Source organism: Amycolatopsis sp. NPDC098790 (assembly GCF_044759945.1).
Lineage (GTDB): Bacteria > Actinomycetota > Actinomycetes > Mycobacteriales > Pseudonocardiaceae > Amycolatopsis.
This window is the reverse complement of the sequence record NZ_JBIWAI010000001.1, coordinates 1,629,677-1,655,901: the sequence shown is the minus strand read 5'-3', so window position 1 is coordinate 1,655,901 and position 26,225 is coordinate 1,629,677. Positions and strand designations below refer to the sequence as shown.

General features: G+C 70.3%; 26 protein-coding genes. 10 read left to right on the top strand and 16 right to left on the bottom strand.

Annotation, left to right across the window (positions count from 1 at the left end):
* Positions 1-456: 456 nt before the first annotated feature.
* Complete coding sequence (locus ACIQWX_RS08300; RefSeq protein WP_400867250.1) at positions 457-1,056, bottom strand: TetR family transcriptional regulator; 600 nt, start codon at positions 1,054-1,056, stop codon at positions 457-459.
* Positions 1,037-2,563, bottom strand: a complete 1,527-nt coding sequence (locus tag ACIQWX_RS08295; protein WP_400867247.1) for a DHA2 family efflux MFS transporter permease subunit — start codon at positions 2,561-2,563, stop codon at positions 1,037-1,039. Before ACIQWX_RS08295 ends, ACIQWX_RS08300 begins: the two co-directional genes overlap by 20 nt.
* A 172-nt stretch (positions 2,564-2,735) precedes the next feature.
* Here ACIQWX_RS08295 and ACIQWX_RS08290 point away from each other — a divergent pair, with 172 nt between their 5' ends.
* Complete coding sequence (locus ACIQWX_RS08290; RefSeq protein WP_400869454.1) at positions 2,736-3,872, top strand: MFS transporter; 1,137 nt, start codon at positions 2,736-2,738, stop codon at positions 3,870-3,872.
* A gap of 72 nt (positions 3,873-3,944) precedes the next feature.
* Here the strand turns inward: ACIQWX_RS08290 and ACIQWX_RS08285 are convergent, their stop codons facing one another.
* Together ACIQWX_RS08285 and ACIQWX_RS08280 are read right to left on the bottom strand one after the other, a co-directional pair.
* Positions 3,945-4,325, bottom strand: coding sequence for a hypothetical protein (locus ACIQWX_RS08285; RefSeq protein ID WP_400867245.1), 381 nt, complete (start codon positions 4,323-4,325; stop codon positions 3,945-3,947).
* A gap of 16 nt (positions 4,326-4,341) precedes the next feature.
* On the bottom strand, positions 4,342-5,532 hold the full coding sequence (locus ACIQWX_RS08280; RefSeq protein ID WP_400867243.1) for an RtcB family protein: 1,191 nt from the start codon (positions 5,530-5,532) through the stop codon (positions 4,342-4,344).
* Positions 5,533-5,690: 158 nt separating this feature from the next.
* Between ACIQWX_RS08280 and ACIQWX_RS08275 the strand changes: the two genes are divergently transcribed.
* Both ACIQWX_RS08275 and ACIQWX_RS08270 read left to right on the top strand, forming a co-directional pair.
* Positions 5,691-7,169, top strand: coding sequence for a M48 family metalloprotease (locus tag ACIQWX_RS08275; protein WP_400867241.1), 1,479 nt, complete (start codon positions 5,691-5,693; stop codon positions 7,167-7,169).
* 10 nt (positions 7,170-7,179) lie between these two features.
* Positions 7,180-8,277 carry a DUF4034 domain-containing protein gene (locus ACIQWX_RS08270; RefSeq protein WP_400867239.1) on the top strand — a complete coding sequence of 366 codons (1,098 nt, stop codon included), beginning with the start codon at positions 7,180-7,182 and terminating at the stop codon, positions 8,275-8,277.
* A 49-nt stretch (positions 8,278-8,326) separates the two neighbouring features.
* Here ACIQWX_RS08270 and ACIQWX_RS08265 read toward each other — a convergent pair whose 3' ends face one another.
* Both ACIQWX_RS08265 and ACIQWX_RS08260 read right to left on the bottom strand, forming a co-directional pair.
* Entirely contained in the window at positions 8,327-9,361 is a 1,035-nt protein-coding gene (locus ACIQWX_RS08265) for an aspartate-semialdehyde dehydrogenase (RefSeq protein WP_400867237.1), read from the bottom strand.
* Positions 9,361-10,626, bottom strand: a complete 1,266-nt coding sequence (locus ACIQWX_RS08260) for an aspartate kinase (protein WP_372671620.1) — start codon at positions 10,624-10,626, stop codon at positions 9,361-9,363. The genes ACIQWX_RS08265 and ACIQWX_RS08260 overlap by 1 nt, the downstream gene beginning before the upstream one ends.
* Positions 10,627-10,853: 227 nt before the next feature.
* Here ACIQWX_RS08260 and ACIQWX_RS08255 point away from each other — a divergent pair, with 227 nt between their 5' ends.
* Both ACIQWX_RS08255 and ACIQWX_RS08250 read left to right on the top strand, forming a co-directional pair.
* Entirely contained in the window at positions 10,854-11,444 is a 591-nt protein-coding gene (locus ACIQWX_RS08255; RefSeq protein ID WP_400867235.1) for a nitroreductase family protein, read from the top strand.
* A 131-nt stretch (positions 11,445-11,575) separates the two neighbouring features.
* Positions 11,576-12,751: a Fic family protein gene (locus ACIQWX_RS08250; RefSeq protein ID WP_400867233.1), complete on the top strand. Its 1,176-nt coding sequence runs from the start codon at positions 11,576-11,578 to the stop codon at positions 12,749-12,751.
* Positions 12,752-12,763: 12 nt separating this feature from the next.
* On the opposite strand, the gene ACIQWX_RS08245 is transcribed toward ACIQWX_RS08250, so the two are convergent.
* Positions 12,764-13,183, bottom strand: a complete 420-nt coding sequence (locus tag ACIQWX_RS08245; RefSeq protein ID WP_400867231.1) for a hypothetical protein — start codon at positions 13,181-13,183, stop codon at positions 12,764-12,766.
* A gap of 218 nt (positions 13,184-13,401) precedes the next feature.
* Here ACIQWX_RS08245 and leuA point away from each other — a divergent pair, with 218 nt between their 5' ends.
* Complete coding sequence (leuA, locus tag ACIQWX_RS08240) at positions 13,402-15,162, top strand: 2-isopropylmalate synthase (RefSeq protein ID WP_400867229.1); 1,761 nt, start codon at positions 13,402-13,404, stop codon at positions 15,160-15,162.
* An 80-nt stretch (positions 15,163-15,242) separates the two neighbouring features.
* Positions 15,243-15,794 carry a DedA family protein gene (locus tag ACIQWX_RS08235; protein WP_400867227.1) on the top strand — a complete coding sequence of 184 codons (552 nt, stop codon included), beginning with the start codon at positions 15,243-15,245 and terminating at the stop codon, positions 15,792-15,794.
* On the opposite strand, the gene ACIQWX_RS08230 is transcribed toward ACIQWX_RS08235, so the two are convergent.
* Positions 15,781-16,386 (bottom strand): peroxiredoxin-like family protein, encoded by a 606-nt coding sequence (locus ACIQWX_RS08230; RefSeq protein WP_400867225.1) that lies wholly within the window; start codon positions 16,384-16,386, stop codon positions 15,781-15,783. The genes ACIQWX_RS08235 and ACIQWX_RS08230 overlap by 14 nt on opposite strands.
* Positions 16,387-16,447: 61 nt before the next feature.
* Here ACIQWX_RS08230 and ACIQWX_RS08225 point away from each other — a divergent pair, with 61 nt between their 5' ends.
* Complete coding sequence (locus ACIQWX_RS08225) at positions 16,448-17,068, top strand: TetR/AcrR family transcriptional regulator (RefSeq protein WP_400867223.1); 621 nt, start codon at positions 16,448-16,450, stop codon at positions 17,066-17,068.
* Between the two features lie 15 nt (positions 17,069-17,083).
* On the opposite strand, the gene ACIQWX_RS08220 is transcribed toward ACIQWX_RS08225, so the two are convergent.
* Complete coding sequence (locus ACIQWX_RS08220) at positions 17,084-17,992, bottom strand: LysR family transcriptional regulator (RefSeq protein WP_400867221.1); 909 nt, start codon at positions 17,990-17,992, stop codon at positions 17,084-17,086.
* An 86-nt stretch (positions 17,993-18,078) separates the two neighbouring features.
* On the opposite strand from ACIQWX_RS08220, the gene ACIQWX_RS08215 reads away from it, so the two are divergent.
* Positions 18,079-18,975: an EamA family transporter gene (locus ACIQWX_RS08215; RefSeq protein WP_400867219.1), complete on the top strand. Its 897-nt coding sequence runs from the start codon at positions 18,079-18,081 to the stop codon at positions 18,973-18,975.
* On the opposite strand, the gene ACIQWX_RS08210 is transcribed toward ACIQWX_RS08215, so the two are convergent.
* The 3 genes from ACIQWX_RS08210 to ACIQWX_RS08200 form a co-directional block, all read right to left on the bottom strand.
* Positions 18,972-19,619, bottom strand: a complete 648-nt coding sequence (locus tag ACIQWX_RS08210) for a DedA family protein (RefSeq protein WP_400867217.1) — start codon at positions 19,617-19,619, stop codon at positions 18,972-18,974. The genes ACIQWX_RS08215 and ACIQWX_RS08210 overlap by 4 nt on opposite strands.
* 434 nt (positions 19,620-20,053) lie before the next feature.
* Positions 20,054-21,241 (bottom strand): RNA polymerase sigma factor, encoded by a 1,188-nt coding sequence (locus ACIQWX_RS08205; RefSeq protein ID WP_400867215.1) that lies wholly within the window; start codon positions 21,239-21,241, stop codon positions 20,054-20,056.
* A complete protein-coding gene (locus tag ACIQWX_RS08200; protein WP_400867213.1) occupies positions 21,238-21,597 on the bottom strand; it encodes a YciI family protein in 360 nt (119 codons plus the stop codon). Before ACIQWX_RS08200 ends, ACIQWX_RS08205 begins: the two co-directional genes overlap by 4 nt.
* 80 nt (positions 21,598-21,677) lie before the next feature.
* On the opposite strand from ACIQWX_RS08200, the gene ACIQWX_RS08195 reads away from it, so the two are divergent.
* Positions 21,678-22,100 (top strand): YybH family protein, encoded by a 423-nt coding sequence (locus ACIQWX_RS08195; RefSeq protein ID WP_400867211.1) that lies wholly within the window; start codon positions 21,678-21,680, stop codon positions 22,098-22,100.
* Positions 22,101-22,153: 53 nt separating this feature from the next.
* Here the strand turns inward: ACIQWX_RS08195 and ACIQWX_RS08190 are convergent, their stop codons facing one another.
* From ACIQWX_RS08190 to ACIQWX_RS08175, 4 genes are read right to left on the bottom strand one after another with little or no spacing between them, the layout of a single operon-like run.
* Entirely contained in the window at positions 22,154-23,266 is a 1,113-nt protein-coding gene (locus tag ACIQWX_RS08190) for an ABC transporter ATP-binding protein (protein ID WP_400867209.1), read from the bottom strand.
* The gene (locus tag ACIQWX_RS08185; RefSeq protein ID WP_400867207.1) at positions 23,263-24,258 is read right to left on the bottom strand and encodes an ABC transporter ATP-binding protein; all 996 of its coding nucleotides are present in this window, start codon (positions 24,256-24,258) and stop codon (positions 23,263-23,265) included. Before ACIQWX_RS08185 ends, ACIQWX_RS08190 begins: the two co-directional genes overlap by 4 nt.
* A 6-nt stretch (positions 24,259-24,264) precedes the next feature.
* On the bottom strand, positions 24,265-25,194 hold the full coding sequence (locus ACIQWX_RS08180; protein ID WP_400867205.1) for an ABC transporter permease: 930 nt from the start codon (positions 25,192-25,194) through the stop codon (positions 24,265-24,267).
* On the bottom strand, positions 25,191-26,192 hold the full coding sequence (locus tag ACIQWX_RS08175; RefSeq protein WP_400867203.1) for an ABC transporter permease: 1,002 nt from the start codon (positions 26,190-26,192) through the stop codon (positions 25,191-25,193). Before ACIQWX_RS08175 ends, ACIQWX_RS08180 begins: the two co-directional genes overlap by 4 nt.
* Positions 26,193-26,225 lie beyond the last annotated feature (33 nt).

Sequence of the window (26,225 nt, the reverse complement as noted above, 5' to 3'; positions counted from 1 at the left end):
CTCACCCGGGTGTAAACGGTGATCATTTGGCTTCATCACTCCGTCGGAGCGCGTGTCGCGACTGCTCCAGACGGGTCGTCCCCCACGCTCGCACCGCCACCCACACGGTGTTGCCCGAGGTGGGGGCGGAAATGCGAAATCGGTTCCGGAATCGGGTGCCGGGAAAGCGCTTCGCGAGGAAGGCGGCCGGCGGCGGGAGACACGAATGGCCGATCGGCGCGGGCGGGCTCCCGGCGACCGGCGCGCGTGCCTCGGCGGCCGGCGAGCCGTCGAGACCACCGGCGCCCGAACCCGACCGGCTGCCGCGCCGGCACCGTCGGCAACACCGCTGCCCGTGCCGCCGGTGAGTTGTCTTGAATGAGTCATTCAGGACCTCGGAGGTCCTGAATGACTCATTCAAGACGTTTGGCCGCGGCGCCGGGACAGGTGAATCGGGCAGCTTCGCCGAGCCGCTCGTCAGAGGGGCAACCCCGCCTCGAGGTGCGCCACCGCCCGATCCAGCACCGCCAACGTGTCCATCTCCGGATCCGCCGCCGCACCGACGAACGCCGCCAGCACCACCCCGACCACCGCGCCCGCCCAGTTGCGCACCTCGAAGTCGTCCGCCGCGCGGCCCGTCCGCTCGGCCGCCAGCCCCGCCAGCAAGTCGATCCCCTCGGCGAACTTGTCCATCACCGCCAAGCGCAGCTCCGGCTCGCGGAACACCAGCAGCTGCCGCTGCCTCTCCTGCTCCCACGCCTCGCCCGACAGCTGGTCGCGGATCACGTCCACCGTCGCGCGCAACGCGCCGATCGGGCTCAGCTCCGCCGGCTGGGCCAGCGCCGCCGCGATCAGCAGCGGGTCGAACGGGTCGTACAGCACCGTCTCTTCCTTCGTCGGGAAGTAGCGGAAGAACGTGCTGGGCGAGATCTCCGCCGCCGCCGCGATCTGGTCGACCGTCGTGGCCGCGTAACCCTGCTCCCGGAACAACCGCAACGCGTGCCGCTGGATCGCGGCGCGCGTCTTGGCCTTCTTGCGTTCACGCAGCCCCGAGGGCTCAGCCGGCGACGACGTCATGCTCCGATTCTCGCGGCCGCACCTCCGGCCCCGCCCGCCCGGGCAGGAACAGCAGCGCGAGCAGCGCACCCACGACACCCAGCCCGGCGCACACCCACAGCGTCGCCGCCATGCCGTCGGTGAACGCCACCCGAGCGGAGTCGGCCAGCGACGGCAGGTGCAGCTTCTCCGCGACGGCCACCGCACCCGAAGCGCTCCCGCGCACCGCGTCGGCCACCGGTGCCGGCAAGCCACCCGTGGAAACGCCGTCGCGGTAGACGCCGTTGAGCACCGTGCCCAGCACCGCCACCCCGATCGTGCCGCCGACCTGGCGCAGCACCTGGATCAGCGCCGACCCGGCACCCGCGCGCCCCTCGGTGAGCGCGCCCATCGCCATCGACATCAGCGGCGGCAGCGTGCACCCCGTGCCCAGGCCGATGACGCTTTCCCAGGCCACGGTGACGCCGTAGCCGTCGGACGGCGACGTCGCCGAACCCCACGCCAGCCCGGCCGCGAGCAGCGCGAACCCCGCCGTGACGACCACCCGCACGCCCACCGCGGCGACCAGCCGTTCGGCGATCTTCGCCGACACCAGCATCCCGCCGATCAGCGGCAGCAGCCGCACGCCGGTCTGCAGCGCGTCGGCGCCCTGCACCGCCTGGAACAGCTGCGGCAGCACGAACAGCAGGCCCATCAGCGCGAACGACGCCATCGTCGCGAGCACCGCGCCCCAGACGAACCGCGGCTCGCGGAACAACGCCAGGTCGGTCAGGGGTGCGGCGGTCCGGGTCTGCGTCCGGCCGAACACCGCGAGCACCGCGACGCCGAGCGCGATCAGGCCGTACGTCACCGGGTCGGCCCAGCCGTGCTCGCCCGCGTGGACGAAGCCGTACGTCAGCGCCACTAACCCGGCCGCCGACAGCGCGATGCCCGTGAAGTCGATCGCGCCCCGGCCGGAGCCGGGCGTGAGCGGCACCAGGACCAGCACCGCGACCAGGCCGACCACGGTCAGCGGGACGTTGATCAGGAACACCGAACCCCACGCGTAGTGGTCGAGCAGCCAGCCGCCGAGCAGCGGTCCGAGCGGGATGCCGACGAAGGTCGCCATGACCCACGTCGTCAGCGCCTTCGCCCGCTCCTCCGGCGGGAACAGGACGTTGAGCAGCGAAAGCGACAGCGGGATGAGGAACGCCGCGCCGGCGCCGAGCACGACGCGGGCGGCGATCAGCTGGCCGGGCGTGCTTGCGCAGGCGCAGGCCAGCGAGGCCAGCCCGAACAGCGCGAGCGCGCCGAGCAGCAGCTTCTTCGGGCCGAACCGGTCACCCAGCAGGCCCGCGGGCAGCAGCAGGGCGGCCAGCGCGAGCGTGTACGCGTTGCCGAACCACTGCAGCTGCGTGGTCGTCGCGCCGAGGTCGACGGCGAGCGTCGGCACGGCGACGTTCAGCACCGTCAGGTCGAGCCCGACGGTCAGCAGGCTCACCGCGAGCGCCCCGAGCGCCCACCACCTGCGTGGCTGGAGTTGAGTCATAGCGACCCCCAATTGGTAGTGACTACCAAATGACAGTAACTCTCAGAAGTAGTGAACGCCACCAGGAAATAACTTGCACGCGCGTACCACCTTGAGTTCTCATCGAGAGGTGCCGTTCCAGCCGTACCGCCGGGTCCTGACCGTCCCCCGAGTCCCGTCGACGATGGCGCTGATGTTCGCGGCGCGGCTGCCGATGACCATGAACGGCGTGCTGATGACGCTGTACATCGTCACCGGCCTGAACCGCGGCTACGGCGCCGCCGGGCTGGTCGGGGCCGGGATCACCCTCGGCATGGCCCTCGGCGCGCCGCTGCTGGGCCGCTGCCTCGACCGCTACGGCCTGCGTCCGATCGTCGCCGTCTGCGGGATCGGCACGACGGTGTTCTGGTTCGCCGCGCCGCACCTGCCCTACGCGGCGCTCGCCGCGGTCGCCGTTCCGGCCGGGATGCTCTCGGTGCCGGCGGGCTCGCTGGCGCGGCAGATCCTGGCCGCGCTCGTCCCGGTCGAAGAGCGCCGCGCGGCCTACTCGCTCGACACGATCTCCGTCGAAGCGACGTTCATGATCGGTCCGGCGATCGGCATCGCGGCGATCACCACGCTCTCGCCGACCTTCACGCTCAGCGCGCTCGGCGCGCTGTTCGGCGGCACGGCGTTCCTGATCTGGCTCATCGACCCGCCGATCCGCGAGTCGGTCGAGCCGGGCGCGTCCACCACCCGGCCGCCGCTGCGGAGCTGGCTGACCGGCCGGCTCGTGGCGACGCTGCTGATCGCCGCCGGCACGCTGTTCGTGCTCGTCGGCACCGAACTGGCGACGCTCGCGGCCCTGCGCGCGAACGGCGACATCGGCGTGACGGGGCTGGTCATCGCGGTGATGTGCGTGGCGTCGATCATCGGCGGCATCGTGCACGGCGCGGTGAAGAAGTCGCTGCCGCAGGGTGTGCTGATGCTGCTGCTCGCGCTGCTCGTGGTGCCGGTCGGGCTGGCCGACCAGCCGTGGTGGCTGCTGATGCTGGTGCTGATCCCGACGAACCTGCTCTGCGCGCCGACGCTCGCGGCGACCACCGAGACGGTCAGCCGGATCGCGCCGCCGCAGGTCCGCGGCGAGGCGATGGGGCTGCAGGACGCGTCGACGCGGCTCGGGCTGGCCCTGGGCAGCCCGGTGGTCGGCTTCGCGATCGACCACTCGAACGCGGCGTGGGGCTTCGCGGCGGCCGGGCTCGGCGGCCTGGTGATCGCGGCGGCCGGCCTGCTGCACCGGCGAGCACCGGAACCGGCCGCGGAGCCGGTCCCGGCACTGGCCGAGAGCTAGCCGGCCGGAGCTTTCACGTGAAAGCTCCCACCTGGGGGCCGAGCTTTCACGTGAAAGCTCGGCTTTCGCGGGTCAGCCGCAGGCGGCGCGGAGGGCGTCGAGCTTCTTGACGTTGCGCTGGACCCACTGAGCCACCACGCCGGCGTCTTCGATGCGTTCCTTCTGCACCTCGACGTACGACCCGGCCATGCCGAGCAGCGCGTTCTTGACGTCCTGGTCCTGGACGTCCGACGCCAGCTCGCGCAGCCGCTTCTCCTTGTCCGCGGCCCGCGCCTTGAGCTTCTCCGGGTCGACCAGCGGGTTCAGGTCCGCGAGCCCGAGGGCCTCGGTGCAGACGCCCACCTTGTCGACGGTCTTCGACCCCTGGTCGACCGCGTTGCTGACCTCCGCGCACCCGCTCAGCAGCAGTGCGGCACCGGCCAGCAGCGCGGCCGTCGTTCCACCCCTCGTCATGGCGCCAAGGTACCGCTCAGCCCTTGACGCAGACCACCTGCTTGAGGTGCGCCACGACCTCGACCAGGTCCGTCTGGGCCTGGATCACCGTTTCGATGTCCTTGTACGCGGCCGGGATCTCGTCGACGACCCCCGAGTCCTTGCGGCACTCGACGCCCGCCGTCTGCGCCGCGAGGTCGTCGGCCGTGAACAGCTTCTTGGCCTTGTTGCGCGACATCCGGCGGCCGGCGCCGTGCGACGCCGACTCGAAGGACGCGGTGTTCCCGAGCCCGCGGACGATGTACGAACCGGTCCCCATGCTGCCCGGGATGATCCCGAGGTCACCCGATCCGGCGCGGATCGCGCCCTTCCGGGTGACGAGCAGCTCGACGCCGTCGTAGGTCTCCTCCGCGACGTAGTTGTGGTGGCACGAGATCGCGTCGTCGAAGGTGGTGCCGGGCACCACCTCGGCGAGCGCCAGCTTCACCAGCGCGACCATCGTCGCGCGGTTGCGCGCCGCGTAGTCCTGCGCCCAGAACAGGTCGCGCCGGTACGCCGCCATCTCGGGCGTGCCCGCGACGAACACCGCGAGGTCGCGGTCGGGCAGGTCGGCGTTGTGCGGCAGCTTCCGCGCGACCGCCATGTGCCGCTCGGCGAGCTCCTTGCCGATGTTGCGCGAACCCGAGTGCAGCATCAGCCAGACGCGCCCGGAGTCGGCGCCACCCTGCTCGAGGCAGACCTCGATGAAGTGGTTCCCGCCGCCGAGGCTCCCGATCTGCCGCGCGGCCCGGTCGTGCAGCTCCTGGACGCCCTCGTGCAACTGGCCGAAGCCCTTCCAGAACGCGTCCCAGCCGCCGACGCCGTGCACCTTCGCGGGGTTCACGGGCGTCTTGTGCAGCCCGAAGCCCACGGGCACGGCGCTTTCGATCCGGCGGCGCAGCTTCCCGAGGTCGTCGGGCAGGTCGGCGGCGGTGAGCGACGTCCGGACGGCGCTCATCCCGCACCCGATGTCGACCCCGACGGCGGCGGGCGAAACGGCGTCGCGCATGGCGATGACGCTGCCGACCGTGGCGCCCTTGCCGTAGTGCACGTCGGGCATCACGGCGAGACCGTGCACCCACGGCAGGTTGGCGACGTTCTGCAGCTGCCGCATGGCCTGGTCTTCGACCGACGCGGGGTCCGCCCACATCCGGATCGGGACGCGCGCGCCGTCGACAGCGGTGTACATGTTTCCTCCCCTTTGTCTTGCTTGCGGTGCAAAGGATCCCCCATCGCCCGGCGAACAACCAAAGCGTTTTCGTTCGTGAGCGAAAAGAAATCCGGCCGACGCGATCGGTCCGGCAGAATGAGCCGACCGTCCGGAAGGGACGGTGTGGGGGAGGAACCGTGAAGACGTCGTGGCGCGCGTTGGTCGCCGTCCTGTTGCTGGCCGGGTTCCCGGTGCTGGTGCTGCTGGTCGTCGGCGGCTTCGCCGTGGCCGAGTACTACGCCTTCCGGCAGTCGGGGCTGCTGGCGATCAAGCTCGGCATCGTCGTCGTCCCGGTCTCGTTCGCCTTGCTCAAGGCCCTGTTCGCGATCGAGCGGACCCGCGGTGGCGACCTGCCGGGCGTGCCGGTGACGCCGGCGGGCCAGCCCGGGCTGTGGGCACTCGTGCGGGAACTCGCCGACACCGTCGGCACCCGGCCGCCGGACACGATCACGCTGGTCAGCGAGGTCAACGCCGGCGTGCGTGAGCAGACGGGGTGGCTCGGGCTGCGGGTCCGGCGGCGCGAGATGTTCATCGGCGCCCAGCTGCTCGCCGGTCTGCGCCACGACCAGCTGCGCGCCCTGCTCGGGCACGAGCTGGCGCACTACACCAACCGCGACACCCGCCTGGCCGGGCTGACCTACCGCGGCCGCCGGTCGATCGAGAAAGCGCTGACCGGGCTGGACGGTGACGGCTGGTTCGAAGGGCTGGTCCGCAAGCTGTTCGTGCTCTACGCGAAGCTCTACTTCTCGGTTTCGGCGGCGGTTTGCCGCCGTCAGGAGTTCGCCGCCGACGTGGCCGCCGCAAGCCTCGCCGGCACCGCGGCCGCCACCAGCGCGCTGCGCGAAGTCGAAGCCCTCGCGGTGGCCTGGGACTTCTACCTCAACCGCTACGCCTCGCTCGGCTGGGACGCCGGCTACCTGCCCGACCGGCTGGCCGCCGGGTTCCAGCTGTTGCTCGCCGACACCGAGCGCGCCGAGGAGCTCGACCGGATCCGGCGGAACCCGCCGGAAGAAGAGGCGTCGCGCTACGACTCGCACCCGCCGACGCCGGCGCGGATCGCCGCGCTGGAAGCCCGGCCCGAGGTGCCGGCGCGGCCGGACGGCGCCCGCCCGGCGAGCGAGGTCCTGCGCGACCCGGCCGCGACCCTGGACGCCGTCATGACCGACGGGCTGTCACCCGAGGCGAAGGCCAAGGGGCGGCTCGATTGGGACGCGCTCGTGAACACCGGTCTCCGCCACACCGGTGCCCGGTTCGCCGCCGAGGTCCTCGCCGGACGGACCCTGGCCGCGGCGCTCGACCTCATCGACGCGGGCCACGCGGCCGAGCTGGCCGATCCGGCCAGCAAACCGCCTGCGTCGGCCGGGCCACGGGCGAAACGCGAGTTCCTGGCGACGTCCGTCCGCGAGCGACTGTCCGTTGTGGTCACTCCGGTGCTGGCCGAAGCCGGTGTGCTGCGCTGGAAGCTGTCCTGGTCCGGCCCGCCGGAGCTCGTCGTCGACGAGCCGTACGACACCGGCCTGCCCGCCGCCCTCGACGTCGCCGCGGCGGCCGACCCCGACACCCTCCCCCTGCGCCGTCTGCTGGCCGCGGCCGGCGCGCTGCCCGTCCGTTCCTGAGGAGATCCCGTTGCTTTCCCTGTTCAACTCCAAGCGCCGCAAGGCCGCCGTCGCGCTGGTGAAGGCCGCGCGTGCCCGCGGGATGAGCGTCGAGGACTACGCGAAAACGCTTTCCCCGGCCGAACTCGCGCAGTACGTCCCGCAAGAGGACAAGCCGAAGACCGAGATGCCGGACGTCGCGCTGTGGGGGCTCCCGCCCGACAAGGACGTGACGTCGGCGAAGTTCATCGCCGACGCGTGTCTCGCCGAAGCCGTCACGGCCTACCGCGCCGGCGACTGGCAGCCGGGTGCCGCGCTGCTGGCAGACCTCGGCACCGACTGGGACCGCCGGGCCTTCGCCGTGCAGCAGCTCGGGGACGCCGCCGCGGACGACGACGCTCCGCTGAAGGAGTGGCGGACGGCCGGAAGCGCGGATGCCGAAGCCGTCCACGCGCAGGGCCTGGTGGCGCTGGCCTGGCAGATCCGCACGTCGTTCACCCCCGAACACGTTTCCGAGGACCAGTGGGCCGGGTTCTTCCGCGTGCTCGAGGAAGCCGAAACGGCCGCCCACGCCGCGGCCGAAGCGGCACCGGCCGACCCGACGCCGTGGTTCACCATGCTCACGGTCGCCCGCGGGCGGCAGTACGAAAACGACGACTTCCGCGCGGTCTGGGCGGAGCTCGTGGCCCGCGACCCGCTCCACCGGCAGGGTCACGAGCAGGCGCTGCAGTACTGGTGCGCCAAGTGGTTCGGCTCGCACGAGCTGATGTTCGCGTTCGCCGACGAGGCCGTCGCCAAGTCGCCGACGCTCGCGGGCCTCGGTCTGGTCGCCGCGCACGAAGCGGAGGCGAAGGAAGTCGAGGCGTGGAAGAGCGACCGAACCGGACGCGCACTCGACGTCGTCCTGCCGTGGCTGGCCGGTGACGGCCGGGAGCACCCGGCAAACCTGCGTGACCGCGCGTACGCGGCCAAGGCGCTGGTGGTCAACGGCCGCTGCGACGAGGCCGTCGAGCAGTTCAAGGTGCTCGGTGCGCACGCGGACGCCCTCGTCTGGGCCTACGGCGGCAAGCCGGTGTTCGAGTTCGTCAAGACGCGTTACCTGGCCTGCCACGGCGCGACCCGGCCGTGACAAGCGAAGGCCCCGCACCGGATCCGGTGCGGGGCCTCCACTGTGGACGTCAGTGCTGCTCGGCGATCAGCTCCGCGATCTGCACGGCGTTGAGCGCCGCGCCCTTGCGCAGGTTGTCGTTCGAGATGAACAGCGCGAGGCCGTTCTCGACACCCTGGTCGACGCGGATGCGGCCGACGTAGCTCGGGTCGTTGCCCGCGGCCTGCAGCGGGGTCGGGACCTCCGACAGCTCGACGCCCGGCGCGTGCGTCAGCAGCTCCGTCGCGCGCTCGACGGACAGCGGCTGCGCGAACTGCGCGTTGACCGAGATCGAGTGACCCGAGAACACCGGCACGCGCACGCAGGTGCACGAGACGCCGAGGCCGGGGATGCTCAGGATCTTGCGGCTCTCGTTGCGGAACTTCTTCTCTTCGTCCGTCTCGAACTCGCCGTCGTCCACAATGGACCCGGCCATCGGGAGGACGTTGAACGCGATCGGGCGGACGTACTTCTCCGGCTTCGGGAAGTCGATCGCCGCGCCGTCGTGGGTCAGCAGCGACGCGTGCTCGGCGGCCGCCTTCACCTGGCCCGCCAGCTCGTCGACGCCGGCAAGCCCGCTGCCGGACACCGCCTGGTACGTCGACGCGACCAGCCGGACCAGCCCAGCCTCGTCGTGCAGCGGCTTCAGCACCGGCATCGCGGCCATGGTGGTGCAGTTGGGGTTGGCGATGATCCCCTTGCGCGCTTCCTTGATCGCCTGCGGGTTCACCTCGCTGACGACCAGCGGCACGTCCGGGTCCATCCGGAACGCCGAGGAGTTGTCGATCACCGTCGCGCCGGCCTCGGCGAACCGCGGCGCCTGCGCCTTGGACGTCGACCCGCCCGCGGAGAACAGCGCGATGTCCAAACCGGACGGATCGGCCGTCGCCGCGTCCTCGACCGTGATTTCCGTGTCACGCCAAGGCAGTTTCGAGCCCGCCGAGCGCGCCGAAGCGAAGTACCGGAGCTCGGCGATCGGGAACTCCCGCTCCGCCAGCAGCTTGCGCATGACCGCGCCGACCTGGCCGGTCGCGCCGACCACCCCGACCCGCAGACCTTCCGCCATCAGCGACCACTCCCCGCGTAGACCACAGCTTCCTCGTCGCCACCGAGCTCGAACGCGGCGTGGATCGCGCGCACGGCGTCGTCCAGCTGGGCGTCCCTGATCAGCACCGAGATCCGGATTTCCGACGTGTTGATGATTTCGATGTTGACCCCGGACTGCGCCAGCGCCTCGCAGAACGTCGCCGTGACACCGGGGTGCGAGCGCATCCCGGCGCCGACCAGCGAGACCTTGCCGACGTGGTCGTCGTAGAGAACGGACTCGAAGCCGATCTCCGCCTTGACCTTCTCCAGTTCCTTGACCGCCTTGGCGCCGTTGGCCTTCGACAGCGTGAACGTGATGTCGGTGCGGCCGGACACGGTGCTGGACACGTTCTGCAGCACCATGTCGATGTCGATCTCGGCGTCGGCGATCACGCGGAAGATCCGGGCCGCGGCACCGGCGTGGTCCGGCACCCCGGTGACCGTGATCTTGGCTTCGGAGCGGTCGTGCGCCACACCGGTGATCAGGGCTTGTTCCACGGGGATCTCCTCGATAGAACCGGTCACCGTCGTGCCCGGCTTGTCACTGTAGGAAGAGCGGACTCGGATCGGCACGCCGTAGCGGCGCGCGTACTCGACCGAACGCAGGTGCAGGATCTTCGACCCGCTCGCGGCGAGCTCGAGCATCTCCTCGTAGGGGATGACGTCGAGCTTCTTCGCGTCCGGCACGATCCGCGGGTCGGCGGAGTACACACCGTCCACATCGGAGTAGATCTCGCAGACGTCGGCGTTCAGCGCGGCGGCCAGCGCGACGGCGGTGGTGTCCGACCCGCCGCGGCCGAGCGTGGTGATGTCCTTGGTGTCCTGCGCGACGCCCTGGAAGCCCGCGACGAGCGCGATGTAGCCCTGCTCGAGCGCCTCGGTGACGCGGCTCGGGGTGACGTCGATGATGCGCGCGTTGCCGTGCACCGACGTCGTGACGACGCCGGCCTGCGAACCGGTGAACGACCAGGCCTCGGCGCCCTGGGCCGCGATGGCCATGGCGACGAGCGAGTTCGAGATGCGCTCACCGGCGGTGAGCAGCATGTCCATCTCCCGCTCCGGCGGCGCCGGGTTGACCTGCTGCGCCAGGTCGAGCAGCTCGTCGGTGGTGTCACCCATCGCCGAGCAGACCACGACGACGTCGTTGCCCGCCTTCTTCGTCGCGACGATCCGCTCCGCCACGCGCTTGATCCGGTCGGCACTTTCCAGCGACGATCCGCCGTACTTCTGGACCACGAGGGCCACGCCCGAACCTCCTCGCGGGCCGGGCGGCTCCCTGGTGGGCACCGGAGAGCCCCCGCGTCCCTGATTTGACTGGGAGCCTACCGGGGGTTGGACGGCCCGCCACCCTCTTGACGTGGGGCGGGCCGCTTCCCGGAGCGGCTTGGAAGTAAATCTTCCGCAACACCAAGGAAATGCGCGGAGCCCTTCCTCCCGAGTGACGCACAGCACTCACGGGTAACGTCAAGATCGTGCGAAAGCCAGCTGTGACGAGCGTCCCGATCGCTTCCTTGATGGCCGAGCGGTGGAGCCCGCGGGCTCTGGACCCGGCTGCCGTGGTCACGCCGGACCAGGTCCGGGCGCTGCTGGAGGCGGCCCGCTGGGCCCCGTCGTTCGGCAACACCCAGCCGGCCCGCTACCTGGTGGGCCTGCGCGGAACGCCGTCGTTCGACGCGATCTTGTCGACGTTGAACTCTGGCAACCAGGCATGGGCAGGGCGGGCGGGGTTGCTGCTGATCGGCGTGATGGTGACGACGAACGCGAAGGGGTCGGTGCCGTACGCCGAGTACGGGCTGGGGCTGGCGTCGGAGAACCTCGTGCTGCAGGCGGTGGAGCTGGGATTGGTGGCGCACCAGATGGCGGGCTTTTCGGCGGACGCTGTTCGTTCCGCGTTCTCGCTCCCGGATGATGCCGTCCCGAAGGTGGCGATCGCCGTGGGTTCGCCTGGGGACCCGGAGGTGCTCGAGGAGGAGTGGCGGGTCGAGCGGGAGAAGTCGGAACGGGTGCGGGTGCCGCTGGAGGAGTTCGCGTTCACCGGCCAGTGGGGCAAGCCGGCGATCTAGGGCCGACAGCGGAGCAACGGGCCGAGGAGTATTGAAGGATCGCGACCATGCCTTGCATTTCAGGGCAGCCAACCGTAAGAACCTTTAGAACTCGACCGCGGAACTAAAGCTTCGTACGCTAAGCTTTAGAAGTGCAGGTAGAGGCGTTCCAGCAGTCACCGGTCGGCCGCCTGGTGCCGGTCAGCGGCGTTGACGGACGAACCAAGCAGTCCTACGACCACTTCGCGTTCGTACCCGCATCACTGCCGAGTGTAGTCGAACTCTCACCCGGCACTTACAAGATCATCAGTGAAGCCGACCGAGCACTCGGCGCGCTGGACGCCCTGACCGACCGGCTGCCGAACCCCGGGCTGCTGGTGCGACCGTCGCTGACCCGGGAAGCCGTCAGCACATCAGCACTCGAAGGAACGTACGCGCCCTACGCCGACGTGCTGGAAGCCCAATACGTCGAAAGCCATCAGCCGACGGCGGAGGTGCGGGAAGTGCGGAACTACGTCCAGGCGGCCTTCGCCGGCCTCGACCTCATCAAGAGGCTTCCGATCTGCCTGCAGGTGGTGTCGACTCTTCAGCGGATTCTCGTGGCGGGTACCCGGGGCGACGCATACGACGCCGGGCGGCTCCGCGAGCGGCTCGTCTGCATCGGGGATCGAGGCAGGGGAATCGATCAATCCAGGTTCGTTCCGCCGCCCAACGGCGACCTGCTGCTCGAGGGCGTGAGCGACTGGGAAAAGTGGATAAACGCCGATCAGGAAATGCCGGTACTGGTCAAAGTGGCCCTCGGCCACTACCAGTTCGAAACCCTGCACCCGTTCAGCGACGGGAACGGCCGGATCGGCCGCTTGGTCATCACGCTGCAGCTCATCGAAGAGCACGTGCTCAAGCACCCTGTGCTGAACCTGTCCCCGTGGCTGGAACCCCGCCGCGACGACTACATCGACCACCTGCGCACCGTGAGCATGACCGGGAACTTCGATCCCTGGGTACGGTTCTTCGCCGAAGCGGTGAAAGCCAGGGCGCTGGCGGCGGCGGAAACGATCCGCAGCCTGATGGCGTTCTCCCAAGAGGTCATCGAGACGATGAAGGGCACCGGTGCCCGCGGCACCGTCCACGAGCTGGCTGTGAACCTCATCGGCTATCCGATGATGACCATTCCGAAGGTGCAGGCGGACCTCGGCGTTTCCTATCCGACCGCCGCCAACGCGATCCGGAAACTGGAGGACGCCGGTTTCCTCCGGGAGATCACCGGAGGAAGTTACGGACGTCGCTACATCTGCGATCGGGTGTACGACGAGCTCGCGGAGAGCTGAGCCCCGGCACCTTCAGGAAGCCCCGCCCACCCGGCGGATGATCTTCGCGAGGATCCCGGACACCACGAGCCAGAAGAGCGCCGCGATGCCGTAGTTCACCAGCACCCGCAGCTTCTCGTCACTGGGCGTGAACAAGTCGCTGAACCCCAGCGCCAGCGAGTCGGCCCACGACTTGACGAACGACACGATGCCGTTGTCCGGGTTCGCCGAGCCCACCGTGAAGATCACGTGGATCACCAGTAGCGCCGCGAAGATCAACCCCACCCAGCGGACGATCGACGCCAGCACCGAGGCCACGCGGCCGCTCGCGCCGCGCCAGTCCACCGGCGCCCTGCGGGACACCTTCGTCTCCTCCGAAGACGACGACGATGGTGCCGAGGACGACGAGGACGTCGATGACGCCGAAGACGACGACTCTGCGTGCTCACCCATGCTCGCAGTTTCGCACGGCCACCGGCCAATTGCTACCCACAGGTAACCCACGGTGGGGGCCTCCCGGCTTCCCTCATCCCGCGTTCCGTGGTTATGGTGGGGGCGTGGCGCGTGTTCTCCTGCTTCGCTGCCGCGACGGGGCCTGATCCGACCGGCTCCTCGTCGCGGGGCTTCGTGGTGCCGGTCGCACCCGTCGAGCTGGAGACACCCCCAATCCCATGAGCAAGATCCGCAAGCCCTCTCGTCCCGCGCCCGCTGACCAGCCCGTCTGGAACACCCAGCGCGGTACCTCCATGCCGGTCCATCGCTACCGCCCCTGGTACGACCTCGTCGAGAACATCGACCTGCCCGACCGCACGTGGCCGACCAAGCGCATCGAGCGCGCGCCGCTGTGGTGCGCCGTCGACCTGCGGGACGGCAACCAGGCCCTGATCGACCCCATGTCGCCCGCGCGCAAGCGGAAGTTCTTCGACCTGCTCGTACGCATGGGCTACAAGGAGATCGAGGTCGGCTTCCCGGCCGCGTCGCAAACCGACTTCGACTTCGTCCGCGAGATCATCGAAGAGGGCGCCATCCCGGACGACGTCAGCATCCAGGTGCTGACCCAGTGCCGTCCCGAGCTGATCGAGCGGACCTTCCAGTCGCTCGAAGGCGCGCCGCGGGCGATCGTCCACATCTACAACTCGACCTCGATCCTGCAGCGCCGCGTCGTCTTCCGCGAGGAGCGCGAGGGCATCAAGAAGATCGCGACGCAGGCCGCGGAAATGGTCGTCGAGCTGGCCGCGAAGCAGCCGGACACCGACTTCCGCTTCCAGTACTCGCCCGAGTCCTACACCGGCACCGAGCTGTCCTACGCGCTCGAGGTCTGCAACGCCGTCACCGAGATCTGGCAGCCGACGCCGGAGAAGCCGGTCATCCTGAACCTGCCGGCGACCGTCGAGATGGCGACGCCGAACGTCTACGCCGACTCGATCGAGTGGATGTCGCGGAACCTGGAGCGCCGCGACTCGGTGATCCTGTCGCTGCACCCGCACAACGACCGCGGCACCGGCATCGCCGCCGCCGAGCTGGGCTACCAGGCCGGCGCCGACCGCATCGAGGGCTGCCTGTTCGGCAACGGCGAGCGCACCGGCAACGTCGACCTGGTCGCGCTGGGCATGAACCTCTACAGCCAGGGCATCGACCCGCAGATCGACTTCTCCGACATGGACGAGATCAAGCGGACGGTCGAGTACTGCAACCAGCTACCGGTCGGCGAGCGCTCGCCGTGGGGCGGCGACCTGGTGTTCACGGCCTTCTCGGGCAGCCACCAGGACGCGATCAACAAGGGCCTCGACGCGCTGAAGGACGCCGCCGACAAGCAGGGCGTCCCGATCGACGAGTACCCGTGGGAGGTCCCGTACCTGCCGATCGACCCGAAGGACGTCGGCCGCACGTACGAGGCCGTGATCCGGGTCAACTCGCAGTCCGGCAAGGGCGGCGTCGCCTACATCATGAAGGCCGAGCACCAGCTCGACCTGCCGCGGCGCCTGCAGATCGAGTTCTCGAAGGTCATCCAGCGCTACACCGACACCGAGGGCGGCGAGGTCGACCCGGCCACGATGTACAACGCCTTCTCGGCCGAGTACCTGGAGCTGAAGACGCCGCTGGAGCTGGTCCGCCAGCACGTCCGCGACAACGGTGACGGCGAGTACGACATCACCGCGACCGTGAAGGTCGAGGGCGACGAGCACGAGGTCACCGGCCGCGGCAACGGCCCGATCGCGGCGTTCTTCGACGCGCTGTCGACCGTGGGCTTCGACCTGCGCCTGCTGGACTACTCCGAGCACACGCTCTCCCCTGGCGACGACGCGCGCGCGGCGTCGTACATCGAGTGCGCGATCTCGGACCGGGTGTTCTGGGGCATCGGCATCGACCCGTCGATCGTGACGGCGTCGCTGCGCGCGGTCGTCTCGGCGGTCAACCGCGCCAACCGCTGAACCTGTGGGCCGCCTGTCGGGTTCCTGTGAGTACTCCTCGATCAGGAGTTTTCCGGGCCCGGCAGGCGGTTAATGGAGGTGTGGACGCGACTACGGCCGGACTGCTGGTGCTGTTCGTCGTCTCGCTGGTGCCGCTGCTGCCCACCGAGGTGACGCTCCTCGGGATGGGCGTCGCGGCGGCGCAGGGCGGGACGTCGCTGGCGGTCGTGATCGCGGTCGCGAGTGCCGGGTGCCTGGCGTCCGACCAGGCGCTCTACGCCCTCGGCCGGTTCGGTGGCCGGGCGGCGCTGAACCGGCTGAGCCGGCGGCGGAAGATCGCCGCCGGCATCGGCTGGCTCGACGGCCGGCTGCAGCGCCACCCGCGTCCGGTGCTGGTGGTCGCCCGCTGGCTGCCGTCCGGCGGGACGGTCGGCGCCCTGCTCGCCGGCTCCCTGCGGTGGCCGATGGCGGAGTTCTTCACCGCCTCCGCCGTCGGCGTCACGCTCTGGACGTCCTACGTGGCCTTCCTCGGCTACGCGGGCGGCCGGATCATCACCGAACCCGGGATCAGCATGCTGCTCTCCCTGGGCGTCGCCCTGGTCCTGGGTTCGGTGATCACCTACAGCGTCAAGCGGTCCGCTAGAGCGCTTTGAGGATGTCGGCCGGCTCGGTCCGCGTCGTGAAGTCCGGGTGGACGTCGACGAACCGCAGTGCCCGGTCCTGATCCACCACGACCACCGCCGGGTGGACCAGCTCCCAGGTGCCGTTGACCTGCTCGAGGTCCGTGCCGAGTTGCTCCATCGCCTCGCGGACCGGGGCGGACACCGGGTAGCTCAGCCCGAGCCCCCGCGCGACCGTGCTGCCGACGTCCGAGAGCACCGGGAAGTCCAGGTCCGGGAGCGGGCCGTCCGGCTTCTGCGGGCTGATCGCGACGAGGGTCGCGTTCCTCGCCGTCAGCTCGGGCAGGAGTTCCTGCTGGTAGGTGCGCAGCGTCAGGTTGCAGTACGGGCACCACTGGCCGCGGTAGAAGACGAGCACCGCCGGCCCGTCCGCGACCAGGTCGCCCAGGCTCGTCGGTGCGCCATCGGCCGCGGGCAGCGTGAAGTCCTCGATCTTCTCGCCCACTTCGGCGAACTTCGTCCCGGCGGCGCGGCGCCGGTCCGCTTCGAGGACCTCGAAGATCTCCGGCGGCAAGGCGTCGCGGAGGTGGTCGTTCACTCCGGTCAGCGCGTTGTTGAGCGTCATGGGATCCCCCTGGCTCGGTTGTACTGTTCGGTACAGTGACGCGAACTGTACTATTCAGTACATGGAGACGCAAGCGGCTTCGACCCCGCGCGGCAAGCGGACGCGTGACGCGATCGTCGACGCGGCGGCGGGCTTGATGTACGTCGACGGCGTCGCGGGCACGAGCGTCGACAAGGTGCTCGCCGCGAGCGGGGCCGGGAAATCGCAGATGTACCACTACTTCAAGAACAAGGAACAGCTGGTCGGGGCGGTGATCGACCGCTACCTCGAGCAGATCCTCGGCAACCAGCCGGCGATCTTCACGCTGTCGTCGTGGGCCGATCTGGAGACGTGGACCGAGCAGCTGCTGGACGTCCACCGCCGCGCGGGCGGCCCGATCGCGTGCCCGCTGGGCAACCTCGCCGGCGAGGTCGGCGACAACCCGAAGCTCGCGCCGCTGGTCGACCAGGCCTACCGGACGTGGGAGTCCCACCTGACGCGCGGGCTGGAAGTGTTGCGGGACAAGGGAGAACTGGCTCCCGACGCCGACCCGGCGCGGCTGGCGCAGGCGGCGATGACGTCCGTCCAAGGTGGACTGCTGCTGGCCCACATCCGCCACGACCTCACGGCGCTCGAAGACGCGCTGGGCATCGCCCTGGCCTACCTGCGCGGCTTCCGGGTCGTGAGTGGGAAACAGGGTTAGCACACTGTTTCCCACTCACGAGGCGGTGAGCTGGGCGACCTCCGCGCGCAGCTCGTCGATCACCTTGGCGACCGCCGGGCGCTGCAGCGCGCCGGTGCGGCAGACCGCCTCCACCAGCCGCGCCGCGCGGATGCCGGCCAGCGGGCGGCTCACCAAGCCGCTGCCGCGGCGGGTGTCGATCGTGTAGCGCGGCACCAGCGCGATCCCGTGGCCCGCCGCGACCAGCCGCTCGGTGATCCGGAAGTCGTTGATCCGCTGCACCACCACCGGCCGGACGCCGGTGCGGACGGTCAGCGAGCGCAGCACGTCGTCCACCGGGAAGCCGTGGTCGACGCCGATCCAGCGTTCGTCCGCCAGCTCGGCCAGCTCGACGCGCCGCCGGCTCGCCAGGCGGTGTCCGGCCGGCAATGCCACGTCGAGCGGCTCCCGCAGCAGCGGCACGACGTCGAGCCGGTCCTGGTCGAACTCGGGCGCGTGCTCGTCCCGGTGCGCGACGACGACGTCGTAGTCCGCGACCAGGCCCGGCACCTCCGGCGGCGTCATGTCGACGTCGCGGACGTCGACCTCGAGGCCGTCGTACCCGGCGACGCGGGTCAGCAGCCCCGGCAGCAGCATCAGCCCGGCCGACTGGAAGATCGCGATCCGCACGCGCCCGCGCGGCGCGCTGCGGTAGGTGTCCAATTCGGACTCGGCGCGTTCGAGCGCGGCCAGCACCTCGTCGGCGCGGGCGACCAGCGCGCGGCCGGCGTCGGTCAGCCGCAGCCCGCGCCCGGCCGGTTCGGTGAGCGGCAGCCCGACCTCGCCCTGCAGCGCACGCAGCTGCTGCGAAACCGCGGACGGCGTGCAGTGCAGCGCCCGCGCGGCCGCCGTCACGCTGCCGCGGTCGGCGAACTCGCGCAGCGTGCGCAGGCGACCCAGGTCCACGACCCCAGCGTAGTTGAAGCGCGGCTACACAGTCCCTGCAGATATTCTCGCTGGTCCTTCACGGTCGGCGTTGTCAGAGTGGACGTATGCCCGCTCGTGACCGCCTGCTCGCCGTGCTCGTCGCCGTCCTCTGGGGCCTCAACTTCCTCGCCATCCACGCCACCCTCGGCCAGTTCCCGCCGGTGTTCGCGGGTGCGCTGCGGTTCGCCGTAATCGCCGTGCCGACGATCCTGTTCGTGCCCTGGCCGAAGGTGAAGGTGCGGCACCTGCTCGGCTACGGCCTCGGCTTCGGCACCGGGCAGTTCGCGTTCCTGTTCATCGCGATGGACACCGGGATGCCGACCGGGCTCGCGTCGCTGGTGCTGCAGGCGTCGGCGCCGTTCACGGTGCTGCTCGGCGCGGTCTTCCTGCGCGAACGCGTCACGCCGCACCAGCTGACCGGCATCGTGCTGGCCGTCGCCGGGATGGCGGCGATCGCGTGGCAGCAGTCCGGGCACGCGGCGCTGCTGCCGATGGTGCTGACGCTGCTGGCCGCGCTGAGCTGGGCGTTCGGCAACCTCAGCACGCGCAAGGCCGAGCCGGACAACCCGCTGCACTTCACGCTGTGGATGTCGGTGGTGCCGCCGTTGCCGATGTTCGCGCTGTCGCTGGTCATGGAGGGCCCGGCCGCGCAGTGGCGGTCGCTGACGACGCTCGGCACGCCGACGGGCCTGACCGCGCTGGGCGGGCTGACGTACGTGGTGCTGATCGGGACGGTCGTCGGCTCGGGCCTGTGGACGACGCTGATGCGCCGCAACCCGGCCGGCGTGGTGTCGCCGTTCTCGCTGCTGGTGCCGGTGGTCGGGCTGACGGCGTCGTTCGCGTTCCTCGGCGAGCGGCCGACCTGGCTGGAGGTCGGCGCCGCCGTCGTGGTGATCGCGGGGGTGCTGCTGGGCTCGCTGCGCCCGGCGCGCAAGCCTGCGCCGGAGTTGGTGACGGTCTAGGCCGCGTTCTCTTCCTGCTTCGGCGTCACGTCGTCGCTCTCGTGCTTCTTGCCGAGCCGCTTCTTCATGACGAAGAAGACGACGATGCCGATCACGACGGCGGCGACGAGGCCGTACTTGGAGAAGTTCCCGAGCCACTCTTCGGCGACGACGCCGAGGTAGTAGACGGCGGCGGTGGTGCCACCGGCCCAGACGATCCCGCCGGCGGCGTTCGCGAGCAGGAACTTCGGGTAGTGCATGCGGAGCGACCCGGCGAGCGGGCCGGCGAGGATGCGCAGGAAAGCGATGAAGCGGCCGAGGAAGACGGCCCAGACACCGCGTTTGTTGAAGATCCGTTCGGCGTTGGCGATGTGCGTCGGGCCGAAGTGCTTCGGGAATTTCCGGCCCGCCCAGGCGAACAGCCGTTGCCCGCCGGTCTTCCCGATCAGGTAACCGATGCTGTCCCCGATGATGGCGCCGGCGCTGGCGAGGATCCCGATCCAGAGGGGGCTGAGGTTGCTGTGCTGCGAGGCCAAGAGGGCGGCGCTGACCAGCACGATCTCGCCGGGCAGCGGAATGCCGAGGCTTTCGATCATGATCACCGCGCCGACGATCAGGTACACCGAGAGCGGCGGGATCGCCTCCAGCCATTGGTCGATGTGCACTGTTCGAACCCCCTGCTGTCGCGGAATGTGCTTTTCGCAGGGTACCGGGGGTGGGGTGGCGGGGGCGGCCTACTCGGGTATTGCCAGGGGTACGACTTAGGTCGGGGTTGAGGGTCGGTGCGGGTCGGGGTTGCGGGTCGGTTCGGGTCGGGGTTGCGGGTCGGTTCGGGCCGGGTTGAGGGATGGCGCGGGTCGGGGTTGCGGGCTGGTGCGGGGCAGGGTTGCGGGTTGGGGCGCGGAGTTGTCCACAGGGTTCACCCCCATGTGGATAAGTTGTGGGTGGTTGGCGCGAACGGCGGTTTTGGTCGGTGGGGGCCGATAGACTGGACCTGGGCACGCCCCCCAGGGAAGGGCGGGGTCCTGGCGGGGCGGGGTCCTGGCGGGGCGGGGTCCTGGCGGGGCGGGGTCCAAGCGGGCCGAGATTCCGGTGCGGCTCAGGGCTTGAGCTTCGCAGCCCGAGCCTGCAGGTAAGCCTGCTCTGGCAAACTCAACGTCCGCCGCGCCGCAGCCGAGTACGCCTCCCGAGCCCCGGCGAAATCCCCCACCTCCTCCAGCAGATGCCCCCGCACCACATCCACCCGATAGTGCCCCACAAGCGCCGGATCCGAAGCCCGCGCCAGCTCCGCCAACCCCGCCTCAGCCCCGTGGACCTGCGCGAACGCCACCACCCGGTTCAAAGTCACCATCGGACCCGGCGCCACCACCCGCAGCAAGTCGTACAACGTCAAGATCTGCGTCCAGTCCGTCGTCTCCGCCGAAGACGCCTCCGCGTGGACCGCCGCGATCGCCGCCTGGAGCTGGTACGGCCCGATCGGTGCCGACACCAGCGCCCCCGTGATCAAAGCGACCCCCTCCGCGATGAACGACCCGTTCCACAGCGAACGGTCCTGCGCAGCCAACGGCACCAGCGCCCCCGAAGCCGACACCCGGGCCGGGCGGCGGGCCTCCGTCAGCAACATCAGCGCCAGCAGACCCGTGACCTCGCCGTCGGCCGGCACCTCCGCGTGCAGCCCGCGCACCAGCCGGATCGCCTCGGTCGTCAGCTCGACGCGGCTCACCGCACCGCCGGAACTCGCCGTGTGCCCCTCCGTGAAGATCAAGTACAACACTTCGAGCACCGCCGCCAGGCGCTCGGGACGGTCGTCGCCGGCGAAGCGGACCCCGCGCAGCGAGCGCTTCGCCCGGCTGATCCGCTGGCCGATCGTCGCCTCGGGGACCAAGAACGCGCGGGCGATCTCCGCCGTCGTCAAGCCGCCCACCGCACGCAGCGTCAACGCCACCTGCGAAGGCCGCGGAAGCGCCGGGTGGCAGCACAGCTGCAGCAACGTCAGCGTGTCGTCCACCCCGGAAGCAGCCAGCGGGTCCGGCGGCTCCGACAGCGCCACCGCCACCTCCCGCCGCTGACGGGCCGACTCGCTGCGCAACTGCTCGATGCGCCGCCTCGACGCCGTCGTGATCAACCACCCCTTCGGGTGGTCCGGGATCCCCGATGACGGCCACTGCTGCGACGCCGCCAGCAACGCCTCCTGGACCGCGTCCTCGCACGCCTCGAAGTCGCCGTACCTCCGGACCAGCGCTGCCAGTACCTGGGGCGCCAGCGTCCGCAGCAGCTCCGGGTTCACAGCTCCGGCCCGTGCAGCCCCATCACCGGCCGCACCTCCACCACCCCGAACGCCGCCTCCGGGACGCGCGCCGCGATCTCCAGCGCTCGGTCGAGATCCGCGCAGTCGAGCAGGTAGAAGCCGGCGAGGAACTCCTTCGCCTCGGCGAACGGCCCGTCCGTCGTCGTGCCGGCGCTGATCCGCGTCGTCAGCTCCGGGTACGCCAGCCGCTCGGAGACGATGCGCTCGCCGGACTCGTCGAGGTCGTCGTTGAGCTGCTGGTAGTACGCGAGCCCGGCGGCCCGCTGCTCCTCGCTCATCCCCTCCCACGCCTGGCGCGACTCGGGGTTGCCGTAGATCAGCACCACATATTTCACGATCGCCTCCGCAAGGGTGTCGAAATCCGCGCGGCGGCGCCTACGTCCCCTCCGTAGGCACCACACCCCAGGAGGATGGCATGACCGAGCAGCGGATTCGCGACCTGATGGCGGCGCGTGCGAAGGCGATGACCGCCCGCGACGCCAAGGCGCTGGCGGCGCAGTACGCACCGGACGCCGTGGCGTTCACCCTCGCCCCGCCGCTGGTGCACCACGGCGAAGACGTCGAAGCCCGCGAAGCGTGGTTCGCCACCTTCGACGGCCCGATCGAGTACGAGACCCGCGACCTCGAAATCACCGTGGGCGGCGGCATCGCGTACTGCCACGCGCTCACCCGGCTGTCGACGACACCCAAGGGCCTGCCACAGCCCTTCGAACTGTGGTTCCGGTCCACCGTCTGCTTCCGCGAGCAGGACGGCGAGTGGCGGATCACCCACGTCCACGACTCGACGCCGTTCTACATGGACGGTTCGATGAGCGCAGCGCTCGACCTCAAGCCGTGAAAAAGGGCCGGCCGGGGCGAACAGCCCCGGCCGGCCCTCAGAAACGCGAGAACTCAGAGGATCTCGGCGGCCGTGCCGACGTCCGGCGGGCCCAGGTCGGGGTTCAGCGCCCCGGTGAGCTCCACCAGTTCCGGCTTGACCTCGTGCGGCTGGATGCGCCCGTCGCGGATGTCCTCCGCGTAGTGGCACGCCACCCGGTGGCCGCCGCCGACTTCGCGCAGCTGCGGGCGGTCCGTGTCGCACAGGCTCGCCTGCCGCCACGGGCAGCGCGTGTGGAAGCGGCAGCCCGACGGCGGGTTCGCCGGCGAGGGCAGGTCACCGGCGAGCAGGATCTGCTCGCGGGTGTCCTCGACCTGCGGGTCCGGCACCGGGATGGCCGACAGCAGCGCCCGGGTGTACGGGTGCAGCGGGTCCCGGTACAGCGAGTCCGCGTCGGTCTCCTCGACCAGCGCGCCCAGGTACATCACGCCGATGCGGTCGGAGATGTGGCGCACCACCGCGAGGTCGTGCGCGATCACCACGTACGTCAGCCCGAGCTGGTCCTGCAGGTCCTCCAGCAGGTTGACCACCTGGGCCTGCACCGAAACGTCCAATGCGGACACCGGCTCGTCGGCGACGATCAGGTCCGGCTCCACCGCCAGCGCCCGCGCGATGCCGATGCGCTGACGCTGCCCGCCCGAGAACTCGTGCGGGTACTTGCGCAGCGACGTCTCCGGGAGGCCGACCGCGGCCAGCAGCTGACGCAGCCGCCGCTGGGTGGCTTCCTTGTCCTTGTCGAGGCCGTGCGCGTGCATGCCCTCGAGCAGGATGGACTCCACCGACTGGCGCGGGTCCAAACTGGACATCGGGTCCTGGAAGATCATCTGCATCCGGCGCCGGGCCTTCCGCAGCTCCTCTCCCTTGAGCTGGGCGACGTCGGTGCCGTCGAACTTCACGGACCCGGAGGTCGGCTCGTTCAGCCGCAGGATCGCCCGGCCCAAAGTGGACTTGCCGCAGCCCGATTCGCCCACCAGGCCGTAGGTTTCGCCGCGGCGGATGGCCAGGTCGACGCCGTCGACCGCGTACACGTGCCCGACCGTCCGGTCGAACACGACGCCGCGCTTGATCGGGAAGTGCACCTTGAGGTCGTCGACCTCGAGCAGCACGTCACCAGCAGGACGGGTCATCGGGTTCCTCCTCCCGCCGCGACCGCGGGCCGCACGGGGTTGTGACAGCGCAGCAGCCCGCCCTGGTCGGGCACCAGCTGCGGCTGGACCTCACGGCAGACCGGCAGCGCGTTGGGGCACCGGGGCGCGAACGCGCACCCGTGGTCCCACGGGATGTTGTCGGACACCGAGCCCCGGATGGGGATCAGCTTTTCGCCACGGCCCGCGTCGAGGCGCGGGATCGAGGCGAGCAGGCCGTGCGTGTACGGGTGCCGCGGCTCGGCGAACAGCTGGTGCCGCTGCGCGCGCTCGACGATCTTGCCGCCGTAGAGCACGTTGACCTCGTCGCAGAGCCCGGCGACGACGCCGAGGTCGTGCGTGATCATGATCAGCGCGGTGCCGGTGTCCTGCACCAGTTCCCGCAGCAGCGCCAGGATCTGCGCCTGGATGGTGACGTCGAGCGCGGTCGTCGGCTCGTCGGCGATGAGCAGCCGCGGCCGGCACGCCAGCGCGATCGCGATCAGCGCGCGCTGCCGCATCCCGCCGGAAAGCTGGTGCGGGTACTCGGAAAGCCGGCGCGACGGGTCGGGGATGCCGACCTTGTCGAGCAGGTCCACCGCTTCGACGGACGCCGCCTTGCGCGACATCCCGCGGTGGCGCTCCAGCACCTCGGTGATCTGCAGCCCGATCGGGATGACCGGGTTCAGCGAGGACAGCGGGTCCTGGAACACCATGCCGAGGTCGCGGCCGCGGCGGTCGCTCATTTCCTTGTTGGACAGCTTGAGCAGATCGGTGCCTTCGAAGCGCACCGAACCGCTGACCTTGTTGCCGCGCTTGGCCAGCAGCCGCATGATCGCCAGCGACGTCACGGACTTGCCGCAGCCGGACTCGCCGACCAGCCCGACCGTCTGGCCCGGCTCGACGTCGAAGCTGACGTTGTCCACCGCGGTGAACGACTGCTCGCCACGGCGGACGAACTGGACCGTGAGATCACGGACCTCAAGGAGTGCCATGGGGGTTCACCGCCTGTTCTTCGGGTCGAGGGCTTCGCGGAGGGACTCGCCGAGCAGCGTGAAGCCCAGCGCGACGACGATGATCGCGATCGCGGGGTAGTACGCCAGCTCGGGCCGGACGTCGAGGAACTGCCGGGCACCCTTGCTCAGCATGATGCCCCACTCCGCCCGGTTCGGGTCCGGGTCGCCCAGCCCGAGGAACGACAGCGCCGCGGCCTCGAGGATGGCGGTCGCCAGGGTCAGCGTCGCCTGCACGATGACCGGGCCGAGCGAGTTCGGCAGCATGTGCCGGAACACGATCGCGCCGCGCTTCACGCCCAGCGACGTCGCCGCGAGGACGTGGTCGCTGCCCCGCTGCACCAGCATCGAACCGCGCAGCAGCCGGGCGAAGATCGGCACGCCGATCAGCGAGACGGCGAGGATCACCGTCCACTGGCTCGGCTTGGCGAACAGCGCCGCGACCGAGATCGCCAGCAGCAGCGACGGCACCGACAGCATGACGTCGACCAGTCGCATGAGGACGGTGTCGACCCAGCCGCCGAAGGCACCGGCGAGCCCGCCGATGATGACGCCGAGGAGCACGCCGATCACCGTGGCCAGCACGCCGACCAGGAGGGTGTTCTGCGCGCCGGCGATCAGCCGCGACAGCTCGTCGCGGCCGAAGTCGTCCACGCCGAGCGGGTAACCCGGCTGGGCGCCGGGGATGATCCCCTGGCCGAGGGCGACCTTGTCCTGCAGGTACCGCTCGAACGGGTCCTTGGGCGCGACCAGCGGCGCGAACACCGCCAGCAGCACGAACAGGCCGGTGATCACGGCTCCGGTGATGGCGACCGGGCTGCGCAGCATCCGACGGAGGGCTTCGCCGCCGAGGCTGTGCCCGCTCGCCGCGGCGAGCTTGTCGATCGGCTCTTTCTTCTTGTTCAGCAGAGTGTTCATCGCACACGCACCCTCGGGTCGATGATCCCGTACGAGACGTCGACCAGCATGTTCACCAGCACGTAGACCAGTGCCCCGAACAGCAGCAGCGCCTGGAGCCGGGGGTAGTCACGCCGTTCGATGCCTTCGGCCAGCAGGAACCCGAGGCCGCGGAAGTTGAACACGCGCTCGGTCAGCACCGCGCCGCCGAGCAGCGCGCCGGTCTGCAGGCCGATCGTGGTGACCACGGGGAGCAGGCCGTTGCGCAGCACGTGCCGGCGGCGGACCACCGGCTGCGTGAGGCCCTTCGAGTTGGCCGTGCGGATGAAGTCCTCGTTGAGCACTTCCAGCACCGACGCGCGCGTGATCCGCGTGATCACCGCGAGCGGGATGGTCGCGAGCGCGAACGCCGGGAGGATCAGGTGCTTGATCGCGTCCCAGACGGCGTCCCACTCGCTGGTCATGATGCCGTCGAGGATCGCGAAGTTCGTGACGGCGGTGGCGTCCAGCCCGGCGGTCTGCCGTCCCTGCGACGGCAGGCCCAGCGGCCCGGCGAGCAGGTCCTGCATCATGTAGCCGAGGAAGAACACGGGGACCGCGACACCGATCAGCGTCAGCACGATGATCACGTTGTCAGCGGCGCCACCGCGGTAGCGGGCCGAGAGGTAGCCGGCCGGGATGCCGATGATCACCGCGACGATCATCGCGGAGATCCCCAGCTCGATGGTGGCCGGCAGGAACGTGCCGATCTCCGACATCACCGGCTGGGTGGAGACCAGCGAGGCGCCGAAGTCACCGGTGACCGCGCGGCCGAGGAACTTGAAGTACTGGATGATGACCGGCTGGTCGAGCCCCAGCACGTGGTTGAGGTTGGCGATCTTCTCCGGCGTCGCCTTGTCGCCGAGGAGGGCGGCCGCGGGCCCTCCGGGCAGCGAGCGGAGCCAGGCGAAGACCAGGATGGACAGGATGAGGAGCGTCGGTATCGCTTGTAGCAGCCGACGCACGAGGAAACGGAGCACTTGCAGTCCTTTGGGGCGAGCCCGCTGAGTACG